Raw genomic sequence first — 20,080 nt, 5'->3', positions numbered from 1 at the left:
GAATAAAATGTGTCTCGTCCGCCAGGACGCGGCGGCGGAGGGCGGTCCCTCAGGCACGCGGGTCCTGGTGAAATACCATGGCGTCCCCCGGCTGGAACCCCCAGTCGACGATGTGACCGGGCGTACGCTCAAGGGTTGGGATATCCGGCGGCGCATAGGCGATAATGGTTTGTCCCAGCGAGGCGATAAACAGCTTCCAGTGCATGCCGCAAAAGGTCGCCGCCTGAATTTCGCCCCGGTGGCGCACCGCCGCCCGGCGGCCCGGGTCGCCCACCAGCAGATGTTCCGGGCGGATGCCAAGTCGGGCGCCGCCGTCCTGTTGGATAAAATTACATTCCCCCAGAAATCCGGCGACAAAAGGACTGCCCGGCCGGCGGTACAAGGTTTCCGGCGCGCCGGACTCCACAATGCCGCCGTTTTCCATGATCACGATGGTATCGGAGAGATTCATCGCCTCCTCCTGATCGTGGGTGACAAACACCACGGTCAGGCCCAGTTCCCGGTGCAGTTGTTTAATCTGCAGCTGTATGGTCTGGCGCAGGTTTTTATCCAGCGCCCCCAGCGGCTCATCCATCAGCAGGATATCCGGATTGAATACCAGCGCCCGCGCCAGCGCGGTGCGCTGCTGCTGGCCGCCGGACAGTTCCCCCGGCATGCGCGCGCGGTACTCGTCAAGGCTGACCAGCGCCAGGGCCTCCGCCACCTTGCGTTCTATATCCGCTTTGGCCATGCGCCGCATGCGCAGCGGAAAGGCGACATTTTCAAACACCGACATATGCGGAAACAGCGCGTAGTTCTGGAATACCATGCCGATATTGCGATCGGCAATCGGCGTGCTGCTGACATTTTTTCCGGCGATGTGCACGCTGCCGCGATCCGGCATTTCAAACCCGGCGATAATTTTCAGTAAGGTGGTCTTGCCGGAGCCTGAGGCGCCCAGTAAGGTGCAAAACTCGCCGCGCCGCACCGCAAGGTCCACGTTCGGCAGGGCAATGACGCCACCGTAGGTTTTGCGGATCCCCTTGAGTGCGACGTCTTTACCTTGTAGCTGTTGCATGCTTTTCTCCATGGCGACCGAACAGGCTGTGGGCGATTAAAATCAGCGCGGTGGCGGCGATCAGCACGCAGGACGCGGAAATGACCGTCGGGTCGAAGTCAAATGACAAGCCCTCATACATCAGTTTTGGCAGCGTGCGGTTGCGCAGGGTTGTCAGGAACAGCGCCATCACCACATCGTCGAACGAGGTAATAAACGCAAACACCGCCCCGCCGATGATGCCCGGCAGCAGGGCCGGCAGCATCACCCGCCGGAACATCCGCGGCCAACTCGCGCCCAGGCTGAGCGCCGCCAGCTCCAGGTTGGGATCAAAGCTTTGCAGCGCCGCGCGCAGGGTAATATAGACATAGGGGGTGGCCAGCACCGTATGGCCGATAACCAGCGCCACCGAGTTACTGATCAAGCCGCGCGGACCACACAGATAATACAGCGCCACGGCGGTGATAATCGCCGGCACCGACATCGGGATAATAAACAACGTTTCCAGCAAGCCTTTACGGCCCGGGCGCATCTTATAGACGCCCAGCGCGGCGGCGGCCCCCAGCGCCATCGAGGCGGCGGTGACCATCGCGCCGACCTTGACGCTTTGCCATAGCGCGGCCATCCATTTGGGATCCTGGAAGAAATTGCGATACCAGCGGACGCCGTATTCCGGCGGCGGAAAGGTCGGAAAGCTGCCGGTGCCGAAGCTCATCGGGATCACCACCAGGATCGGCAACAGCAGGAACGCCGCGCACAATACGCCCGCCAGCGCGCCGATACGTCCGCCGCCCGTCCGCCGGGCGCTGCTCATCTGGCTGCCCTTGCCCGCCTGGCCGCTCATGAGTTTATCCAGTCCGAACAGGCGATTGAACAGCCACAGCGCGAACAGCGTGGTCACCAGCAATACTCCCGCCAGCGCGGCGGCGATGCCCCAGTTCAGCTCATCGCTGATATTGTGCGAGATAAGCTCGGCAATCATGCGCTGCGCCGGGCCGCCCATCAGCGAAGGCGTGATGTAGTACCCCACCGCGTTCATAAACACGATAATGGCTCCCGCCACCATGCCGGGGCGCGTCAGCGGCAAAATCACCCGGGTGAATATGCCGATAGAATCGGCGCCCATGCCTTGGGCCGCCAGGATAAGCGAGTTATCCAGCGCCCGGAACGAAGCGTACAGCGGTAATACCACGAACGGCATCAGTACATGGGTCATGCCGATCAGCACACCGGTAAAGTTATAGAGAAAGGCGATCGGATGATCGATAAGGCTGGTGGTGATAAGCAGCGTATTCAGCGGCCCGTTTTGCTGCAACAGCGCGATCCAGGCCGATGTGCGCACCAGCGCGCTGGACCAGAATGGCAGCAGCACGGCAAAAAACAGCAGTTTCGACAGCGCCGGCCTGACCGATGCCATCAGGTAAGCCAGCGGATAACTCATGATCACGCAGCTGCCGGTCACCACGGTGGCGATGACAAAGGTGTTTTGCAGCACGATGCGGTAGATCGGCACCTGCAGCAGGCGCAGATAATTATCCGCCGACAGCGCGCCCTGGCTGTACAAGCCCTGTTTAAGCAGGCCCAGAATCGGCCAGATAAAAAACAGCGCCAGGAAAACCAGCAGCGGCAGGGCCAGCAGGCACAGGCGGGAAAAACGCCGCGTCTCCTTGTCCCGGCCTGCCGCGCTCAGTGTTATGGTCGACATAGATTCTCCATGGGGCCGAACTTACGCAGACCGCCGCCAGCCTGGGGCTGACTGCGGTTTTGACGATAAGCGTCGGCCGCGTTGATCCATGATAGGAATGATGTTTTCACTTTGCCTCCGCGGCTTGCACGCAACCTTGACCGCGCCGGCGCATGCTTGCCGGGGAAGGCCTCGTCCGGCATTCTTTTTGCATACTTCTGGTATACCAAGAGTAACGCTGAAATCTTATGCAAGAAGCAGACCCGAAATGCAGCGTCGGGAAAATTTCATTCTTCCCCGGCCCCGTCGGCGCGCGCAGAGCGAACATCGCCCCGCATATCATGGCGGTACGGGTATTTCTAAGCTGCATAGATATCGGTACAGACGGGGCCTGCGCCAGCCGGCGGCGTTCGTTTATGGGGCATCAGGCCCCAGGCGGGTGCAACGGGGCAAAGGATAAGGCCTTTATCGCCGCCCAGAAACCTTAATGGCACCACATTATTCAAGGGGATGACATGTCAGAAAAATTTATTGCCCGGCGTATGAAACGCGTACGCCCCTCGCCGACCGGGGCCATAGCCGATACCGTGCGCGCCATGGAGGCGGCGGGCCTCGATGTGATAAACCTGGGCCTGGGTGAACTGGATTTCGCCACGCCGCCGGCCATCGGCCAAGCCGGGATCGACGCCATAGTGCGCGGCGACACCAAATATACCGCCGTGGCCGGCACACTGGCACTCAGGCAGGCGATCGCCGATAAGTTCCAACGAGATAACGGGCTATCCTACCAGCCGGCTGAGATCATCGCCGGCACCGGCGCCAAGCAGCTTATTTTCAACGCCTTTATGGCCACCCTGTCGCCGGGAGATGAAGTGATTATCCCGGCGCCCTATTGGGTCTCCTATCCGGATATGGTGGCGCTGGCCGAGGGCGAGACGCGAATAGTGGCCTGTAGCGAAGCGTCGGGCTGGAAGCTACAGCCCGAGGATCTGAGGGCGGCCATTACCCCGCGCACCCGCTGGCTGGTGCTCAACTCCCCCAACAACCCCACCGGGGCGGTCTATTGCCATCGGGAACTGGCGGCGCTGGCCGCCGTGCTGGTCGATGCGCCGCAGGTACTGGTGCTATCTGATGATATCTACGAACGCCTGCGCCACCAGGACGAGCCGTTTGCCACGCTGGCGGCGGTTGAGCCGCGCCTGCGGGATCGGACGCTGACGGTTAACGGGTTATCAAAAGGGTTCTCCATGACCGGCTGGCGGCTGGGCTATGCAGGCGGGCCGGGCTGGCTGATTGCCGCCATGCAGGTGTTGCAATCGCAGAGCACCTCCAATCCCAGTTCGGTATCCCAGGCGGCGGCGCTGACCGCGCTGACCACGCCGGACGATTTTACCGCCGGCTGGCTGGCCCGGCTAGCGGCGCGGCGGGCGATAGTCATGGCGATGATTGACCAGGTGGAGGGACTCAGCGCCCAAACTCCCCCCGGCGCCTTCTATGTCTTTGCCTGCTGCGGCGGACTGCTGGGTAAACGCGCGCCCGACGGCGCTTTGCTGGCAACCGATGGCGACGTGGCCGACTATCTGGCGCGCAGCGCCCGGGTGGCGACGCTGCAAGGCGCCGCGTTCGGCATGTCGCCCTATATCCGCATCGCCTATGCCCTCGACGACCAACGCCTGTCTGAAGCCTGCGAACGCATTAAACAGGCCTGCGCCCGGCTGCGCTAACTGATAAACAACTGGCGTGGGAACTGGGTTAACCGCTCATAGCCGCTGTCGGTAATCGCGATGGTTTCGGACATGCCGAAACCTCGCGCCAGTACATAGGTATGAAACGTCATGCCCGGGACAAAATGCCAGGCGCAGCCCGGCGCCGCTTCCAGCGGCTCGCCGCCGCTCGGCGCCAGCAGCAGGCCGACCGAATAGAAGGTTTTATTGGTATAGTCCGCGCGCAATCCCGCCGCCAGCACGCCCTCGCGATAGACCGCGTCCGGCACGGCGGCCGCCACGCCGGGCCGCACTTCCGCCAGCGCCGCATCCTGTATGGCAATCAACTGTTCCACCGTGCGGCGGTCCTCATCGCTGGCCTGGCCGACGCGGATTGGGCGCATAAAGCGCGCATGGTAATGCCGCACGTTGGGCGTGGTTTCAATCTGCACGATATCGCCGTGCGCCAGCACCCGATCGCTGTAACCGCCGTGCAAATGGTAAGCACGCTCCCCCGACGACATGACCCCCGGCCCCGGCAAATCACTGCCGGCGCGGATCATGGCGCTACAGATTTCCGCCGCCATGTCCCGTTCACTGACGCCGGGCCTGGCCGCCCCGATCGCCGCCGCCATGCCGGCCTCGGCCGCCCGCGCCGCCCGGCGCTGATAGCTGATTTCCGCCGGAGACTTAATAAAGCGCATCTCCGTAACCAATTGGCTTTCATCGAGCATCAGCGCATCCGGCAGGCCGGCCCGGAGGCCGTTAAACCGCGCCACCGACAGCGGCCAGGCCCCCATTTCCACCGCCAGCCGGGGCGAACTGCCGAGCCGCGAGCGGATCGCCTGCACCGCGACGGCGGTTTTATCGTCGCTGTCGCTCCACATCTCCCGATCGGGGAACAGGCAGGTGCTGTCGAGATAATATGCTTCCACGTCACGGCAAATCACCGTCGGATCGCCGTTCGCCGGAATAATGGCAAACTGAAACGACGAGTAGGCGCGGGTAAAGAATCCCGTCAGCCAAGTTACGCTTTCCGGCATAAACGCCAGCAGGGCATCATAGCCTTTTGCCACCAGTTGTTGCCGCACCCGCGCCAGACGTTGGTCATATTCCGCTTTTTCAAACCAGTAATTGGTTTCCACCATCATTGATACCCTATTTGTGAATTACTGTTGCATGGCGGTGTTGTAGGCTTCACCCGCCGCCAGGGAATGGGCCGCCCACCAGTCGATATTCATAAACAACGCGTTGGCCAGGCGTTCAGGCGTCGAGGGCAGCCGCCCCAAGCGCGATTTATCAATCAGCGGGATTGACTTAGGCGTTACCGGACCGTAGGCCACATATTGACTGAAACGCGCCTGCACCTCCGGGCGAATGATGTAGTTGAGGAATTTAACCGCCTGCGCCTTGTTGGGCGCGTCTTTGACAATCATAAAATAGCCTACCTGGGCCACCGATTGATCCCAGGCCATGGCAATCGGCAGACCGTCGTCAATGCCGGCCTGGAAACGGCCGTTCCAGCCCAGCGCCATGACCACTTCGCCGCTGCCCAGCGCCTGTACCGGCTGCGCGCCCGATGACCACCACATGGCGACATAGGGCTTGATCTGGCGGATCTTATTCAACGCGCGCTCCATGCCGGCGGGCGTATCAAGGGTTTTATACACATCGGCGGGCGCGACGCCGTCGGCCAGCAGCGCCGCTTCCAGCACGGTGTCCGGCTTATCCGGCAGCGTGCGCTTACCGGGGAATTTCTTCACGTCCCAGAAGTCGGAGAACGTTTTCGGTCCGCCGTTGGGAAAAGCCTTGGTCGAATAGCCGATTACCGTGGAAAAGATTTCCGACGGTACGCCGTAGTCGTTGCGGGCCTGGGGCAGCACATTGCTTTCATCGACCATATCCGGCGTGATTTTTTCAAACAGGCCGCTTTTCGCCCCCTGCATCAGGCTGGCGCCGCCGGCGGTCACCACGTCCCACTCGACTTTATGGGTATCCACCATCGCCTTGATACGCGCGATAACCGGATTGGTATCCTCGATAACCTCAATGCCGGTTTCCTGGGTAAAAGGTTTCATCCAGGCCGCGCGAATGCCATCCTGGTATGCGCCGCCCCAACTGGCAAACGTCATTTCATCGGCTGCGGCGGCGTTTAACGGCAGCGCCGACGCGGCAACGACAGTAACGGCGGCAAACGCGCCGAGCAGTTTTATGCGCAATCTTGTCATCACTTCTCTCCCTTCATCACTGGAAACATCGTTCCCGGCACGAAACCCTGCCCCGCGCCGGGCGATAAGCCGTTAGCTTGCGATAAACGCCGCAAAGCGGGTCAGCATGGATTTGGCCGCCGCGGCTTCGTCGGCGGTAGCGATAAGATGCCCGATATCCGCCCCGTCGCGCTCCATGGTGGCGCGGTTTTGCTCAAACCACAGCGGCGCCTGCCGCAGCGTAATTTCCGGATGGCCCTGGATACCCCAGATTGGCTGATCTTTATAACGCCAAATTTGGTTGGGGCATTGATCGCTGGCCGCGAGGATGGTCATGTCGGGATGGGTGGCGCGCACTTCATCGTTGTGCCAGACAAACATATACACCTGCGGCACGATGCCGGAGGCGATGGCATCGCCGGCGGCCGCGGGTGTCGCCTGCAGCCATTTATTGCCGATTTCGCACGTGGGGCGCCGGAACACCTGATCCCGCCCGCACAACGCCGAGGCGAGGATCTGGCTACCGAAACAGATCCCCAGCATGGGGATGCCCAGGCCGGCGGCTTGCGTGATCAGCTGGTGTTCACGGTGGATAAAGGGAATATCTTCATAAGCGCCGTGCGGACTGCCTGAAAGAAAAATGCCGTCATAACCGGTCAGGTCGGCCGGAAACTGGTTCTGATAAGCCCAGTGGCGGTCAACCTCCAGCCCCCATGACTCAAAACGATCGTCCAGGCGGGCGATCGTCTGTTGCGATTGACCGTTGTGAAGATACAGCAGACGCTTGCGACCCATTGGGCCCTCCTGATATTCGTTAACGGACCGCTGTCGGCGGCCGGTAGTTAGCGCGAACCGCCGCCGGTGACCGACTGGAATATGGCGTTGCGCGCGCCCTCGATATGCCGCACCATCGCCTGCGCCGCCCGCTCGCCGTCGCCCGCCTCAATGGCGTCGACGATCGCCAGGTGCTCGTTGCGCCCCGGTTCAAAACGCGAGGGCACGGTCTCTTTGCCAAACATCCGGGTGCGGGTGCGCAGCTCGCCTATCAGGCGCAGCAAGAGCTTATTGCCGCTGGTCTCGGCGATACTGAGATGCAGGAAGTCGTCGACTTCCCAATGATGGCCGGCCGTAACCTGATCGGGACCGGCCATCGCCATCAGCCGCTGGCGGATGGCGCCCAGCTTCGCCGCCGACATCTTGCCGGCGGCGCTGCGGGCGGCGTCGGCTTCCAGCAGCATGCGCACCGACATGATTTCTAAAATTTCGCTTAATTCCACGCCGTTAACCAGCAGCGTCCGCCCCGATCGGCGCAGATAATGGCTGCCTTCCAACCGGCCGAGCGCCTCGCGCACGGGCGTACGCGACAGGCCCAGCTGTTCCGCCAGCCGGCGTTCGTTTACCACGTCGCCATTGGCCAGGGCGCCGGCCTGGATCATGCGCAGCACGGCGTCAAAGGCATTTTGCGTTAACGATTGATCGTGCGGTGGGGTTAATTCCGTTGCTTTCATTATTGCCTCCGTACTGCATGATTTTTACCCTGCCCTCTTTTTGTATTCTATTTGTATACCATTTGTCTACCGCAACATCCGCCGCTTAAATGCCCTGAACGTCTGATAACAGGCGGCGAATTGCAGTAAAATAAGCAAATCTTATTTCTTGACCGACTGCGGACGCGTCCGGCGCCGGGCGAACGTATACCGCCAAGGCCCGTAGCAGGCATTGCGCGGGCTGAGCAGGGGCAGAAGAAAGAGCGGCGGGGCGGCAAGCGAAATAGTAATGCAGTCATTTTTGATCTGGCTGGCGCGCAGAGATAGGTTATCCGTATGGCGGTGTTTTTCCCGCGCCCGCGCCCTGGGGCAACATAAGGTTGCCGCATGAAACCAATAACATATCCTAACTAATAATTAGCTATATAAATTATATACATGAGCGAGATAACGCCCATGCACTGCCGGTTAAATTTTTTGATCCTTATTTATCAGCCAGCTAATCGCTTTTTAGGCCGCTGTCCCGCTTCGGCGTCTTTTCAAACCGCCTGATTTATTTATACTGGACACATAAACAGTATTAATGGATTTATCAGCATGAAGATTATCACGACATTTTTTGCGCCCGCCGACCTGTTGCCGGTGCTGTCCCTGCCGCTGTTCGCCGACCGGTGCCGGGCGGGTTTTCCCTCGCCGGCCCAGGATTATGTCGAAAAGACCCTCGACCTGAACGAATACTGTATCCGCCATCCCAGCGCCACCTATTTTGTCCGCGCCAGCGGCGATTCCATGACCGACGCGGGTATCGGCGACGGCGATCTGCTGGTGGTGGACCGGGCGGAAAAAGCCGGCCACGGCGATATCGTCATTGCCGCCGTCGACGGCGAATTTACCGTCAAACGGCTCTGCCTGCGGCCGCGCCTGGCGCTGCAGCCGATGAATCCGGCGTTCCCCGAACTGTTTCCCGACCCCGACACGCTGGAAATCTTCGGCGTGGTGCTGTTCGCCGTTCACGACACCCGCAATTGATCATGTTTGCCCTGGCCGACGTCAACAGCTTCTACGCCTCATGCGAAGGCCTGTTCCGTCCGGATCTGCGCGGCGTGCCGATCGTGGTGCTGAGCAATAACGACGGCTGCGTGATTGCCCGATCGGCGGAGGCGAAAAAACTCGGGGTGAAAATGGGCCTGCCCTATTTTCAACTGGAAGCGTTATTGCGCCGGCAGCGCATCGCCGTGTTTTCCTCGAACTACGCCCTGTACGCCGATATGTCGGCGCGGGTGATGGCGACGCTTGAAGCCCTGGCGCCCCGTACCGAGGTGTACTCCATCGACGAAGCCTGGATGGATGTCGCCGGCATAAATGCCAGCGTGCCCTACGATCGGTTCGGCCGGCAGGTGCGCGCGGCGGTACGGGAGGTGACCGGATTGACGGTGGGGGTAGGCATTGCCCGCACCAAAACCCTGGCCAAACTGTGCAATCATGCGGCCAAGCGGTGGCCGGCCACCGGCGGCGTGGTGGCGCTTGACGATCCGATCCGGCTGCGCAGGCTGATGGCGTTGACGCCGGTTGAGGATGTGTGGGGCGTTGGGCGGCGTATCGGCAAAAAACTCACCGCCATGGGCATGCAGACCACGCTGCAGCTGGCCGACGCCAATATCCATTTTATCCGCAAAACCTTCGGCGTGGTGCTTGAGCGCACGGTACGGGAGCTGCGCGGCGAATCCTGCCTCAGTCTGGAACAGCAGCCGCCGGCCAAGCAGCAGATCGTCTGCAGCCGCTCGTTTGGCGGCCGGGTCACCGATCTTGCCGCCATGCGCCAGGCGGTCTGCCGCTACGCCGGGCGCGCGGCGGAAAAACTGCGCCAGGAAAAACAGTATTGCCGCCAGATAGCGGTATTTATCCGCTCATCCCCCTACGCCATCAATGAGCCTTATTATGCCAACGGCGCCAGCGAAACGCTGCTCACCGCCACCCAGGATACCCGGGATATTATGGCGGCCGCCGTGCGCGGCCTGGAGCGCATCTGGCGCGACGGCCCCCGTTACGCCAAGGCGGGGGTAATGCTGAATGATTTTTCTCCCACCCGCCAGGCCCAGTTCCAGCTGTTTGACGACCATCCTCCCCGTCCGTCCAGCCGTGAGCTGATGGCGGTGCTCGACCGCATCAACCAGACCGGTATCGGCCATATCGGGTTTGCGGGCCAGGGCATCGCCCCCGCCTGGGCGATGAAGCGCGAGATGCTATCGCCGGCTTATACCACGCGCTGGGGGCAATTGCCCGTCGCCAGGATAATCTGAAGACGCGGGGTTAAAAAAGCCGCGCGGGCAAGGCCGGCACAGCCGGCAACGCGCTTTATTGACGGTAATATATTGCCACCCATCCGGATTGACGGTACAAATAAAGCCGCTATGGCAAGCGCGGGGGCCGTATCAGCTCCCGGCAACACAATTTACCTATTAAAATAAGATAATAAGGACACACCTCACATGTTAGCCAAGATTACCCGCCTGTTCCCGCTGTGGGCTGTTTTGCTGTCCATCGCCGCCTACTATTCCCCGACCACCTTTACCCGCATCGGGCCCTATGTGAGCATCCTGCTGATGCTGATTATGTTCGCCATGGGCGTCACGCTCCGGGTGGCTGATTTTAAACGCGTCCTCTCCCGCCCGGCGCCGGTTATCGCCGCCACCTTCCTGCACTACCTGGTGATGCCGCTGGCCGCCTGGATACTGGCCAAGCTGTTCCAGATGCCGCCCGATCTGTCGGCGGGCATGATCCTGGTGGGCAGCGTCGCCAGCGGCACGGCCTCCAATGTGATGATTTACCTGGCGAAAGGCGATGTGGCGCTGTCGGTGACCATTTCCGCCGTGTCCACCCTGGTGGGGGTTTTCGCCACGCCGCTGCTGACCCGGCTGTATGTGGATGCGCAGATCAAGGTCGATGTGGCGGGCATGCTGCTGAGCATTTTGCAGATTGTGGTTATCCCGATCTTTGCCGGCCTGGTTATCCATCATTTGTTTACCCGCGCCGTTAAGCGCGTGGAGCCTTGGCTGCCGGCGTTCTCAATGATCTGCATCCTGGCGATTATCAGCGCGGTGGTGGGCGGCAGCCAGGGATTTATCGGCTCGGTGGGGCTGGTGGTGATCGCGGCGGTGATCCTGCATAACGGCATCGGCCTGCTGAGCGGCTACTGGGGCGGAAAACTGTTCGGCTTTGACGAAACCACCTGCCGCACGCTGGCCATGGAGGTCGGCATGCAAAACTCCGGTCTGGCGGCCACCCTGGGCAAGATTTATTTCTCCCCCCTGGCCGCGCTGCCCGGCGCGCTGTTCTCGGTATGGCACAACCTGTCCGGTTCGGTGCTGGCCGGCTACTGGTCCGGCCGTCCGATCAAGAACGGGAAGCCAAAATAACGGCGCTACGCTATCAATGACGCCATGCCGTCCGGCGCAGAGGTTGCGCCGGCGGTTAACGTATCAGAAAGCTTAACGGAATACGTCCGCGCGGCTCGCCCATTTGATAAATAAAACCGCGGTGATTCCACCGTCGCCTATCGCCGGATTTACGCGTTGATGTGGTCATGGCCGCCTCTGGCGCCGTTGACGGCGGCGCCTGTCGTTTTCCCCATTTTCTCATCCGCCCGCTATGCTTAAGCCAAGTTAATCGATAAAGCCATCCGGTGACCGGCTGATAATGAGCGGCGCGTTACAGTTGTTTACTAAAATAGATAGCCGGTTAAACACAATTTGGGTGTTAAATCTCACCGCCTCTCAGCTCGCCGCTCTATTTGCCATACAGGATTACTGAAGATGACGCTTAGATTGAATGCCTTTAGTTCAATTAAACCCAATGTAAAATGGGCAACGGTGTTCTGGTTATTAAACGCTGTGTTACTGACGGCGGTAAGTTTCCGCTATTGGCAATGGATTACCATTCCGGCGGGGGATTACCGTTCGGTTATCTATTTGCTTACCGCCCAATACGCCCTGTTCGGCACCATTTGCCTGCTGGGCCTGGCGCTGAATTGCCTGTTGTGCCTGTTGCCCGGCCGGTTGTTCCGGGGCATCGGCATCCTGCTGGGGTTCTGCGCCGTTGCGGTGCTGGTTGTCGATACCCTGGTGTTCGCCCAATACCGCTTTCACCTTAACGGCGTCGTGCTCGAAATGCTGTTCGAGGGGCGCGACGTGGTCGACCTCTCCTGGTACACCTGGCTGGTGGGCGCGGGCATGGGGCTGGCGCTGCTGGCGCTGCAACTGCTGTTTAACCGCCTGGCGCGCGCCGTACGCCGTCTAAGCACGCTCAGGACGCCCGGCTACAGCCTGATGGCGCTCAGTATCCTGGTCAGCCAGGGTATGCACGCCTGGGATGACGCCAACTATAGAACCCAGATTCCAAGCTATACCCACGATTTCCCGCTTTATTATCCGCTGACGGCCAAGTCCAGGCTGGTCGCCTGGGGACTGGTGGATCCCTCCCTGGCATTGAATAAAGAGAACAATCTACAGGCCGCGCCGGAAGGGACATTGCATTACCCCCTGCACCCTATCGCCTATGCCAAGCCGGCCCAGCAGCCCAATGTGCTGTTTATCCTGATCGACGCCTGGCGCTACGACGACGCCAATGACCGGGTGACCCCCAACGTCAGCCGGTTCGCGCAGCAGGCGCTGCGTTTCCATCAGCATCGCAGCGGCGGCAACTCTACCGAGCCGGGCATATTCAGTTTGTTCTACAGCCTGCCGGATACCTACTGGCTGGCGGTGCGTAACAGCGGCCAGCGCCCGGTGCTGATGCAAACCCTGGCCGACGAGGGATATCAATTTTCCATTCACGGGTCGGCGGATCTCAACCATCCGCCGTTTGACCGCACGGTATTTTCCCATATTCCCGATTTGACCATCAGCAACAGCGAACCGTCTCCCGCCCGGCGCGACCGGCAGATCACCGATGCCTTTAAGCAGTTTATCGATAAGCGGGACGCTAAAAAGCCGTTTTTCGGTTTTCTGTTTTATGACGCGGCCCACGGCTACGACCTGCCGCCCGACGCGGCGACGCCGTTCAAGCCCTATTGGGAACGCGTGGATCACATTAAGCTCAACAACGATTTTGACCCGACCGAATACCATAACCGCTACCGGGACGCGCTGTATTATGACGATAGCCTGATAGGCGAGGTGTTGGCCAAACTGGCGCAGGCGGGGCTGGACAACAATACCCTGGTGGTGATTACCTCCGATCACGGCGAAGAGTTTAACGATCATAAAAAGAACTACTGGGGTCACGGCAGCAACTTTAGCGACGTGCAAATCCATGTGCCGATGTTTATGAAGCTGCCGGGCGGCGAAAGCGGCGATATCAACCGGCGCACCAGCCATTTCGATGTGGTGCCGACGCTGATGCAAACCATTGCGGGCGTCACGACCCCGGTGGGCGACTACAGCGTGGGACGCAATTTATTGCAGCCCGACGCGCCGCGTTCCGACGATATCATTGTCGGCAGTTATTACAATTACGCGGTGGTGTCCCCCGATCAGATTGACGTCGTCTACCCGGGCGGGATCTTCGAGACCTTTACGCCGGACCTGCAGCCCAGCAAGCAGCATCTGCTGCAGGGCGAGCGCCTGCGTAATATTATCGGGCTGATGTCGCGGTTTAATAAATAAAACGCCACCGCCCGGCGGCGGTCTTGTTCAGACTGCTGACAAGCGTGCACATGAGCTAGCGGTGGGTATGATGGGTAGGCTCAGTAAAGCGTAGCGCACCAGGGATGGCGCGCACGACGTTGCCATCAAACTCAACAAGACCGCCGCCGGGCGGTCTTGTTTCGATCAAATGAAATCGCAGGCATGATGACGGGAGGACGAGGACGCCCCTCAGAAGTTAAACGCGCCGCCGATATACGGGCCGTCGGCCAGGATATTGTCGCGGTCGCCGTCCTTGCCGTCCATCGCCATATAGCGGTAACCGACGCTGACGGTTACCAGCGGGATGGCGGTCAACCTGACGCCGGCATTGGCTTCGGTATAGTTTTCCACGCCGCTGGAAAGGGAATCCGGCGAGTAGTAATAATCGCCATACAGGCTGAACAGGCTGCCCACCGGCAACTGCAGGCCTCCGCCCACGGCAATGGCATAACCTTCATCGCCGTCTTTTGGCCCCACATACAGTCCCTTGCCGCCCACGGTGCCCATAAACGGGCCGAGGGGAATATTGTAACCGAGGCCGAGACCGGCGACATCGCCGTTGTCATCGTTATGCGCCCAATTGCCGCTGACGGCAATGCCCGGCGTAGTGGTCCCGAAACCAACGCCTACGTTGGTATAATGTTCGCCGACTTCACCGGTTACGCTTACGGCATTGGCGGATGCGGCGGCCAGTAACAGGCTGGCGGCGGCGCCAGCAATAAAAAACGTCTTCATTGTTTTCTTCCTGAATCATCAAAATGGTCGGGAAACATTCCACCGCAGGAAGTTTAACGCAAAGAGTTGAAAGTGTAATGAGGTTAATTATATAAATTTCAGATACAAGCATTCACCCTGATTGGCGCGCCCCGCCGCCGGCGCATTATTTACCACAATGCTCCTTCACGTCTTTCGTGCCATTGCCGACCGCCCTGATGGCGGCGGAGAGTTTTTGTTTGGTGATTCCTAAGGTTTGCGTCCAGTACTCCACTTCCCACGGTTCCCGCAGGCTGATAAAATTTTTATCTTTCGGCTCTTGAAGATGAATTTGTTCACTCATTTCGTCGTGTCCCTGCTGATGGGAATAGCCCCATACCAGTTATAAGTTTATATAACTGAATAGCAACAGGGATTATTTAACTTTTGGGGCTGGATCATGACCCTGACCGAATAAAGCCGTTTATCTGCAAAACGTGAAAAGGATCGCAGTAACTTTTATTGTCTGCGGGAAATGTCGCCGCCCGGTAAATTACTAAATTAATCATCGCGCAGAGGATCGGCACCCGGAATCATTCCCGCCGCCCTGCGCGATATCTTGTCTTTCACTGGTCAATATCGGTCGATAAAGCAATGTCTTTTTGCGCTTCCAGCGCGGCCAGCCGCTGCGTCAGCGTCGCGTGGAGATGATCATAAGCCTGGCTGCCCAGCGTCAGCCGCCGGGGAGCGGGGCTGCGCTCCACGCTGGCCATGATTTCCCAGACCATCTTTACCGGGTCCCCCAGGATCGGGAAAGCCTCAGCGGCCAGCGCGCGACGCATATCCCCCGCCGGGGTGGCGTCATACTCCGCCATCGGCGGCGGGGTGATCAGCGCGCCGCCGAAGCCTGTTTTCGCCGGTCCCGGTTCCACCAGGGTAAACTCGATATTGAACGGCGCCACTTCCTGGGCCACCGCCTCGACGAATCCCTCGATACCCCATTTAGTGGCATGATACAGGCTGAAATTGGGATAGGCGGTTTGGCCGCCCTCCGAGGATATCTGCAGGATCCGCCCGCCGCCCTGGCGGCGCAGGTGCGGCAAGGCGACGCGGATAAGCTGGATCGAGCCGATGAGATTGGTATCGATCTGATGACGGATCTGCTCATCGCTCGCCTCCTCGCCCGCGCCGAACACCGCATAACCGGCATTGCTCACCACGATGTCGATACGGCCCCAATGCGCGACGGCCTGATCGAAAACACGATGCACCTGCTGCGTATCGGTAACGTCCAACGACGCCACCCACAGACGGTCGCCATACCGCGCCAGCAGATCGTCAAGCGCGCCGGTCTTGCGCAAGGTTGCCGCGACGCGATCGCCGCGCGCCAGGAGTTTTTCCGTCAGTTCCCGGCCAAGTCCCGAGGACGTGCCGGTAATAAACCACGTTCTAGACATACGCTGTCTCCTTATTGTTAAGGCGCCGCTATGATGGCGCGTTAACTGAGTATAAGGCCCGCAGATCCATGCTACTATCCGTACAATATCGCATGAAGAAGTGAAATAAACCCAGCAATGAAAAAACCCGATTTAGCGGATTTAACCGCTTTCGCCGCGATAGTCGCCCATCGCAGCTTTCGCAAGGCGGCGGACGAGCTAGGCCTGTCCCCCTCCACCCTCAGCCATATGATGCGGGTGCTGGAGCAGAATATGGGGGTGCGGCTGCTGCACCGGACCACCCGCAGCGTGGCGCCCACCGAGGCCGGCGAGCGGCTGGTGTCCCGTCTGCGCCCGTTGCTCAGGGATCTGGATTCGGCGCTGGAGGATGTCAACGAATTCCGCGACCGGCCCAGCGGCATATTACGCATTAACGCCAGCGAGCCGGCGGCCCGGCAACTGCTGGCGCGGGTGGTGCCGGCGTTTCTGGCGCGCTACCCGGAAATGTCCCTCGATCTGGTGACGGAGAACCGGCTGGTGGATATCGTCGCCGGCGGTTTTGACGCCGGCGTTCGCCTGGGCGAGGCGCTGCCGCAGGATATGATTGCCGTGCGTTTCGGCGGCGAGGTACGTTTTGTGACGGTGGCCGCTCCCGCCTATCTGGCGGGCCGCAGGCCGCCGCAGACGCCGGACGACTTGAAAGGACATGAATGCATCCGCCTGCGCCTGCCCAGCGGCAAGATTTTCCGCTGGGAATTTGCCCGCAACGGCCAGGAAATCGCCCTCGACGTGCCCGGCGCCCTGACCCTGGACCACCTGGGCCTGATGGCGGAATCCGCCGCCGCCGGACTGGGCATCGCTTACTTACCCGCGCCGGTGGCCCAGCCCTATATCGACCAGGGTAAACTTATCCGGGTGCTTGAGGAGTGGTGCCCGCCGATACCCGGGTTATTTTTATATTATCCCGGCAATCGCCATGTGCCGTTGGGGCTGAGGGCATTTATTGCCGTATTGAAAGAAGTTGATTAGTTTATTCGTAGATATTATTTTTTCAAATAAATTAATATCTGGCATTAATTAAATTCAATAGCACCGCGCATTGCAATGCTATTACCTGTTCGCGTAAACTGCGCAGCGCATTACTTATTGCGCACTATGCTTCGGCACTTATGCCATCAATATAATGCTCACTCCCATCGACATCATTATCCATTAGGTTTCTACTATATGCCTTTAAATGTTACACTCGCCTCGGCACCGCAAAATCAGCCATCCCTAACCGCCGGCCCTGGCAGCACCGCGCACGACCACCATCTTGCCGGTGACCTTTTAATTGCATTGTTAAAAAAAACCGGCTACGCCGCAACGCCGCTTCCCGCAGAAATAGGGGATGTGACTATAGATAGCAATAATATCGATTTTTTTAATGAGATTTTCGTTAAAACGTATACCGCTACCCGTGATAAAAAAAACGTTCAGGACATCCGATTCGACAACGCATTCACCCTTTCGCTGCTCGACTGCGATGGCGGATTGGTAATAGCCTATGGCGAGAAAGTCTTTGAGCTGTCTAATATTACTATCGAATTATTAACGAATTTAATCATAAGCGATTACCATGATCATCCCGCCGCGTACGATAATACGCTGCTGGCGGATTTTATCCTGATGCAGACAGCGCTGGACGATAATACCGATAAACCCGATGTCCATAAAAAAATCGATATCCTGCATAATATATACCACGACATTCCCCAGCCCTGTTTTATTGCCGCCGCGTATATGATGGCGCACAGATCCATCAGTCCTTTCGACTTTTCCGTACCGGCGTCGATCCTGGCGCAGCTCAGGCAAGGCGGGCAGTTCGACATCGGCTTATGCATGCTGGACGGTAACGATATCAGCCAGGAGCGCCATGGCGTCGATTTTACCCTCACGCGCCATGATAATCAGAAAACCAGCCTGCAGGCGAATGTCCGCCCCCGGGATTTATTTAACCACGCGGCGGAGATACGGCATTTTCTTGCCGCCAATTTAGGCGACCACTGTATTTTTCTGACCAGCAGCTACAGCGTCGGCCACTTTTGCTATTATGATATTAAAAATGATATTGTTTATTCCGGTGGGACAAAGGCGCTTTCCGCGGTAGCCTCCGGAATACATTTTCTCGAGTATATGGCAACAAAATATAATAAAGATAATGAAAAGCAGCAAATCACTTTGTTTTGCACGAATAATAGCGCGGTTGAAGTAGCGAAAATCATCGACAGCTTCTGATCAACCCCGCGTCATCAGCACCGCCAATACGCCGTCAGCATCTGGCCGGCGCTGATCCTTAAGCAGCTCAGCCGATGCATTTAACTCATATTTAATCCCGGTTTATTTATTAGAGCTTCCATTATTTTCCTCACATACTGAGCCATGTCAAATCACCCCAGACACCCGCGGTGAGCTGCTCACAATATGCATTAAGGATCATTTTATGGTTGCCGTTTCACCCCGCTTTACGGGGGCTATTGTCCGGGGCGCGCCGGGCGATACGCTTTCTTCGCCGCCGGGCATTGCCCCGGCTGACGCGATGCTTAACGCCGAAGGTATTTCGGTCACCTACCGTACCCGTCGTGGGATAATAGAAGCGCTGAAACAGGTCAGCCTGCGCATCGGCACGGGCGAGTTCGTCACGCTGCTGGGGCCGTCCGGCTGCGGAAAATCGACGCTGCTGAAAATTGCCGCCGGCCTGCTGCGTCCCTCCGCGGGGCAAATTGCCATTGCCGGCAAGCCGTCCCACGGCCCTAACCGCAATATCGGCGTGGCGTTCCAGAAACCCACCCTGATGCCCTGGAAAACCGTGCTGGAAAATATCCTCATGCCGGCGCATACGCTTAAGCTGGATTTAACCCGGGCGCATGCCCGCGCCCTGGAGCTGCTCGCGCTGGTGGGACTGAGCGAATTCAGCCACAACTACCCTAATGAACTGTCCGGGGGCATGCAGCAGAGAGTCGGGCTGGCGCGCATGCTGCTGGGGGATCCCAAACTGTTATTGATGGATGAGCCCTTCGCGGCGCTGGATGCCATGACCCGGGAAACCCTGACCCTGGAACTGCAGCGCGTCTGGCTGCAAGACCGGAAATCCGTGCTGTTTATTACCCATAGCATCCCGGAGGCGGTGTTCCTGTCGGACCGGGTCCTGGTCATGTCCGCCCGCCCGGGAACCCTTATCGAAGACTACCGGATAACCCTGCCGCGGCCCCGATCGCCTGAGACCCTCTCCTCGCCCCCGTTCAGCGAGGCATGCCGGCACCTGCGCCGGCATTTTATGGAGCACGCGCAATGAACCGGATCCTATCGGTGATTTATCCGCTGATAACGCTTACGGTATTGTTGCTGGCATGGCAACTGGCCGTCAGCCTGCTGAATATTCCGGAATATATTTTACCCGCCCCCACCGCGGTGTGGACCACCTTGCTGGATCTGTTCCGCCAGGGCGTTATCTGGAAGCATATCGGCTATACCCTGTCGGCCACGCTTATCGGGTATGCGCTGGGCAGCGGCTTTGCCCTGATCGCCGGCGCCGCGCTGGCGGAATCCGCCACCTTCGAAAAATTCGTTTACCCGCTGCTGGTGGCTATCCAATCCACGCCTAAAGTGGCCCTGGCGCCGCTGATCCTGGTCTGGTTTGGTTTCGGCATCGCCTCCAAGGTGGTGCTGGTGGTGCTGTTATGCTTTTTCCCGCTGTTTATCAATACTCTGGTGGGATTTAAGCGGGTAGATGCCGACCTGATTGACGCCTGCCGGGCCTTTTCCGCCTCCCGCTGGTATATCTTCCGCCACGTTAAGCTGCCGTCGGTGGCCGGGGATATTTTTGCCGGTCTGCAGATAGGCATTGCGCTGGCGCTGATTGGCGCCGTGGTGGGCGAACTGGTGTCGTCGGAAGCCGGGCTCGGTTACATGATTGGCGCCGCCGCGGCGAATTTAAACGTCAGCACGATGTTTGCCGGCGTATTCCTGCTGGCGGTGATAGGGCTTATCGGGGCGCAAAGCGTGCGCTGGCTGCACCGGCGCCTGGTTTTTTGGGAAACACCCCGGGCCGATGATACCCGCACGGTGCGCTAACCCCAGGTTTGATGACATTAACGAGGCTCGCTATTTC

At 59.2% G+C, this 20,080-nt stretch carries 18 protein-coding genes; 9 read left to right on the top strand and 9 right to left on the bottom strand.

The window, feature by feature from the left end; genetic code table 11:
• Nucleotides 1–49 precede the first annotated feature (49 nt).
• Both ACL2XG_RS20830 and ACL2XG_RS20825 read right to left on the bottom strand, forming a co-directional pair.
• Nucleotides 50–1,057 carry an ABC transporter ATP-binding protein gene (locus ACL2XG_RS20830; protein ID WP_413721361.1) on the bottom strand — a complete coding sequence of 336 codons (1,008 nt, stop codon included), beginning with the start codon at nucleotides 1,055–1,057 and terminating at the stop codon, nucleotides 50–52.
• Nucleotides 1,038–2,741: an ABC transporter permease subunit gene (locus ACL2XG_RS20825; RefSeq protein ID WP_413721362.1), complete on the bottom strand. Its 1,704-nt coding sequence runs from the start codon at nucleotides 2,739–2,741 to the stop codon at nucleotides 1,038–1,040. The genes ACL2XG_RS20830 and ACL2XG_RS20825 overlap by 20 nt, the downstream gene beginning before the upstream one ends.
• A gap of 494 nt (nucleotides 2,742–3,235) precedes the next feature.
• Between ACL2XG_RS20825 and ACL2XG_RS20820 the strand changes: the two genes are divergently transcribed.
• Nucleotides 3,236–4,444 carry a pyridoxal phosphate-dependent aminotransferase gene (locus tag ACL2XG_RS20820; protein WP_413721363.1) on the top strand — a complete coding sequence of 403 codons (1,209 nt, stop codon included), beginning with the start codon at nucleotides 3,236–3,238 and terminating at the stop codon, nucleotides 4,442–4,444.
• Here ACL2XG_RS20820 and ACL2XG_RS20815 read toward each other — a convergent pair.
• The 4 genes from ACL2XG_RS20815 to ACL2XG_RS20800 form a co-directional block, all read right to left on the bottom strand.
• Nucleotides 4,441–5,574 (bottom strand): M24 family metallopeptidase, encoded by a 1,134-nt coding sequence (locus ACL2XG_RS20815; RefSeq protein ID WP_413721364.1) that lies wholly within the window; start codon nucleotides 5,572–5,574, stop codon nucleotides 4,441–4,443. The genes ACL2XG_RS20820 and ACL2XG_RS20815 overlap by 4 nt on opposite strands.
• 18 nt (nucleotides 5,575–5,592) lie before the next feature.
• Entirely contained in the window at nucleotides 5,593–6,651 is a 1,059-nt protein-coding gene (locus tag ACL2XG_RS20810) for an ABC transporter substrate-binding protein (RefSeq protein WP_413721365.1), read from the bottom strand.
• A gap of 72 nt (nucleotides 6,652–6,723) precedes the next feature.
• Complete coding sequence (locus tag ACL2XG_RS20805; RefSeq protein ID WP_413721366.1) at nucleotides 6,724–7,425, bottom strand: type 1 glutamine amidotransferase; 702 nt, start codon at nucleotides 7,423–7,425, stop codon at nucleotides 6,724–6,726.
• A gap of 47 nt (nucleotides 7,426–7,472) precedes the next feature.
• Nucleotides 7,473–8,138: a GntR family transcriptional regulator gene (locus ACL2XG_RS20800; protein WP_413721367.1), complete on the bottom strand. Its 666-nt coding sequence runs from the start codon at nucleotides 8,136–8,138 to the stop codon at nucleotides 7,473–7,475.
• 576 nt (nucleotides 8,139–8,714) lie between these two features.
• On the opposite strand from ACL2XG_RS20800, the gene umuD reads away from it, so the two are divergent.
• The 4 genes from umuD to ACL2XG_RS20780 all read left to right on the top strand — a co-directional run bounded on the left by umuD (nucleotide 8,715) and on the right by ACL2XG_RS20780 (nucleotide 13,780).
• Complete coding sequence (gene umuD / locus ACL2XG_RS20795) at nucleotides 8,715–9,146, top strand: translesion error-prone DNA polymerase V autoproteolytic subunit (RefSeq protein WP_413721368.1); 432 nt, start codon at nucleotides 8,715–8,717, stop codon at nucleotides 9,144–9,146.
• A gap of 2 nt (nucleotides 9,147–9,148) precedes the next feature.
• Complete coding sequence (gene umuC / locus ACL2XG_RS20790) at nucleotides 9,149–10,417, top strand: translesion error-prone DNA polymerase V subunit UmuC (RefSeq protein WP_413721369.1); 1,269 nt, start codon at nucleotides 9,149–9,151, stop codon at nucleotides 10,415–10,417.
• Nucleotides 10,418–10,606: 189 nt separating this feature from the next.
• A complete protein-coding gene (gene panS / locus ACL2XG_RS20785; RefSeq protein WP_413721370.1) occupies nucleotides 10,607–11,533 on the top strand; it encodes a ketopantoate/pantoate/pantothenate transporter PanS in 927 nt (308 codons plus the stop codon).
• 396 nt (nucleotides 11,534–11,929) lie between these two features.
• Nucleotides 11,930–13,780 (top strand): DUF3413 domain-containing protein, encoded by a 1,851-nt coding sequence (locus ACL2XG_RS20780; RefSeq protein ID WP_413721371.1) that lies wholly within the window; start codon nucleotides 11,930–11,932, stop codon nucleotides 13,778–13,780.
• 210 nt (nucleotides 13,781–13,990) lie between these two features.
• Here ACL2XG_RS20780 and ACL2XG_RS20775 read toward each other — a convergent pair whose 3' ends face one another.
• The 3 genes from ACL2XG_RS20775 to ACL2XG_RS20765 form a co-directional block, all read right to left on the bottom strand.
• Nucleotides 13,991–14,536, bottom strand: coding sequence for a YfaZ family outer membrane protein (locus ACL2XG_RS20775; RefSeq protein ID WP_410013644.1), 546 nt, complete (start codon nucleotides 14,534–14,536; stop codon nucleotides 13,991–13,993).
• A gap of 145 nt (nucleotides 14,537–14,681) precedes the next feature.
• Complete coding sequence (locus ACL2XG_RS20770; RefSeq protein WP_410013643.1) at nucleotides 14,682–14,858, bottom strand: DUF3606 domain-containing protein; 177 nt, start codon at nucleotides 14,856–14,858, stop codon at nucleotides 14,682–14,684.
• A gap of 262 nt (nucleotides 14,859–15,120) precedes the next feature.
• Nucleotides 15,121–15,951 carry an SDR family oxidoreductase gene (locus ACL2XG_RS20765; protein ID WP_413721372.1) on the bottom strand — a complete coding sequence of 277 codons (831 nt, stop codon included), beginning with the start codon at nucleotides 15,949–15,951 and terminating at the stop codon, nucleotides 15,121–15,123.
• Between the two features lie 117 nt (nucleotides 15,952–16,068).
• Between ACL2XG_RS20765 and ACL2XG_RS20760 the strand changes: the two genes are divergently transcribed.
• The 4 genes from ACL2XG_RS20760 to ACL2XG_RS20745 all read left to right on the top strand — a co-directional run bounded on the left by ACL2XG_RS20760 (nucleotide 16,069) and on the right by ACL2XG_RS20745 (nucleotide 20,043).
• Nucleotides 16,069–16,959: a LysR family transcriptional regulator gene (locus tag ACL2XG_RS20760; RefSeq protein WP_413721373.1), complete on the top strand. Its 891-nt coding sequence runs from the start codon at nucleotides 16,069–16,071 to the stop codon at nucleotides 16,957–16,959.
• Between the two features lie 75 nt (nucleotides 16,960–17,034).
• Complete coding sequence (locus ACL2XG_RS20755) at nucleotides 17,035–18,207, top strand: hypothetical protein (protein ID WP_413721374.1); 1,173 nt, start codon at nucleotides 17,035–17,037, stop codon at nucleotides 18,205–18,207.
• A 205-nt stretch (nucleotides 18,208–18,412) separates the two neighbouring features.
• Complete coding sequence (locus ACL2XG_RS20750) at nucleotides 18,413–19,264, top strand: ABC transporter ATP-binding protein (RefSeq protein ID WP_413721375.1); 852 nt, start codon at nucleotides 18,413–18,415, stop codon at nucleotides 19,262–19,264.
• Nucleotides 19,261–20,043, top strand: coding sequence for an ABC transporter permease (locus ACL2XG_RS20745; RefSeq protein WP_410013638.1), 783 nt, complete (start codon nucleotides 19,261–19,263; stop codon nucleotides 20,041–20,043). Before ACL2XG_RS20750 ends, ACL2XG_RS20745 begins: the two co-directional genes overlap by 4 nt.
• Nucleotides 20,044–20,080 lie beyond the last annotated feature (37 nt).

This window comes from Sodalis sp. RH24, assembly GCF_047324145.1.
In the GTDB taxonomy this organism is placed as follows: domain Bacteria; phylum Pseudomonadota; class Gammaproteobacteria; order Enterobacterales; family Enterobacteriaceae; genus Acerihabitans.
This window is presented reverse-complemented; position numbering and strand designations above follow the sequence as displayed.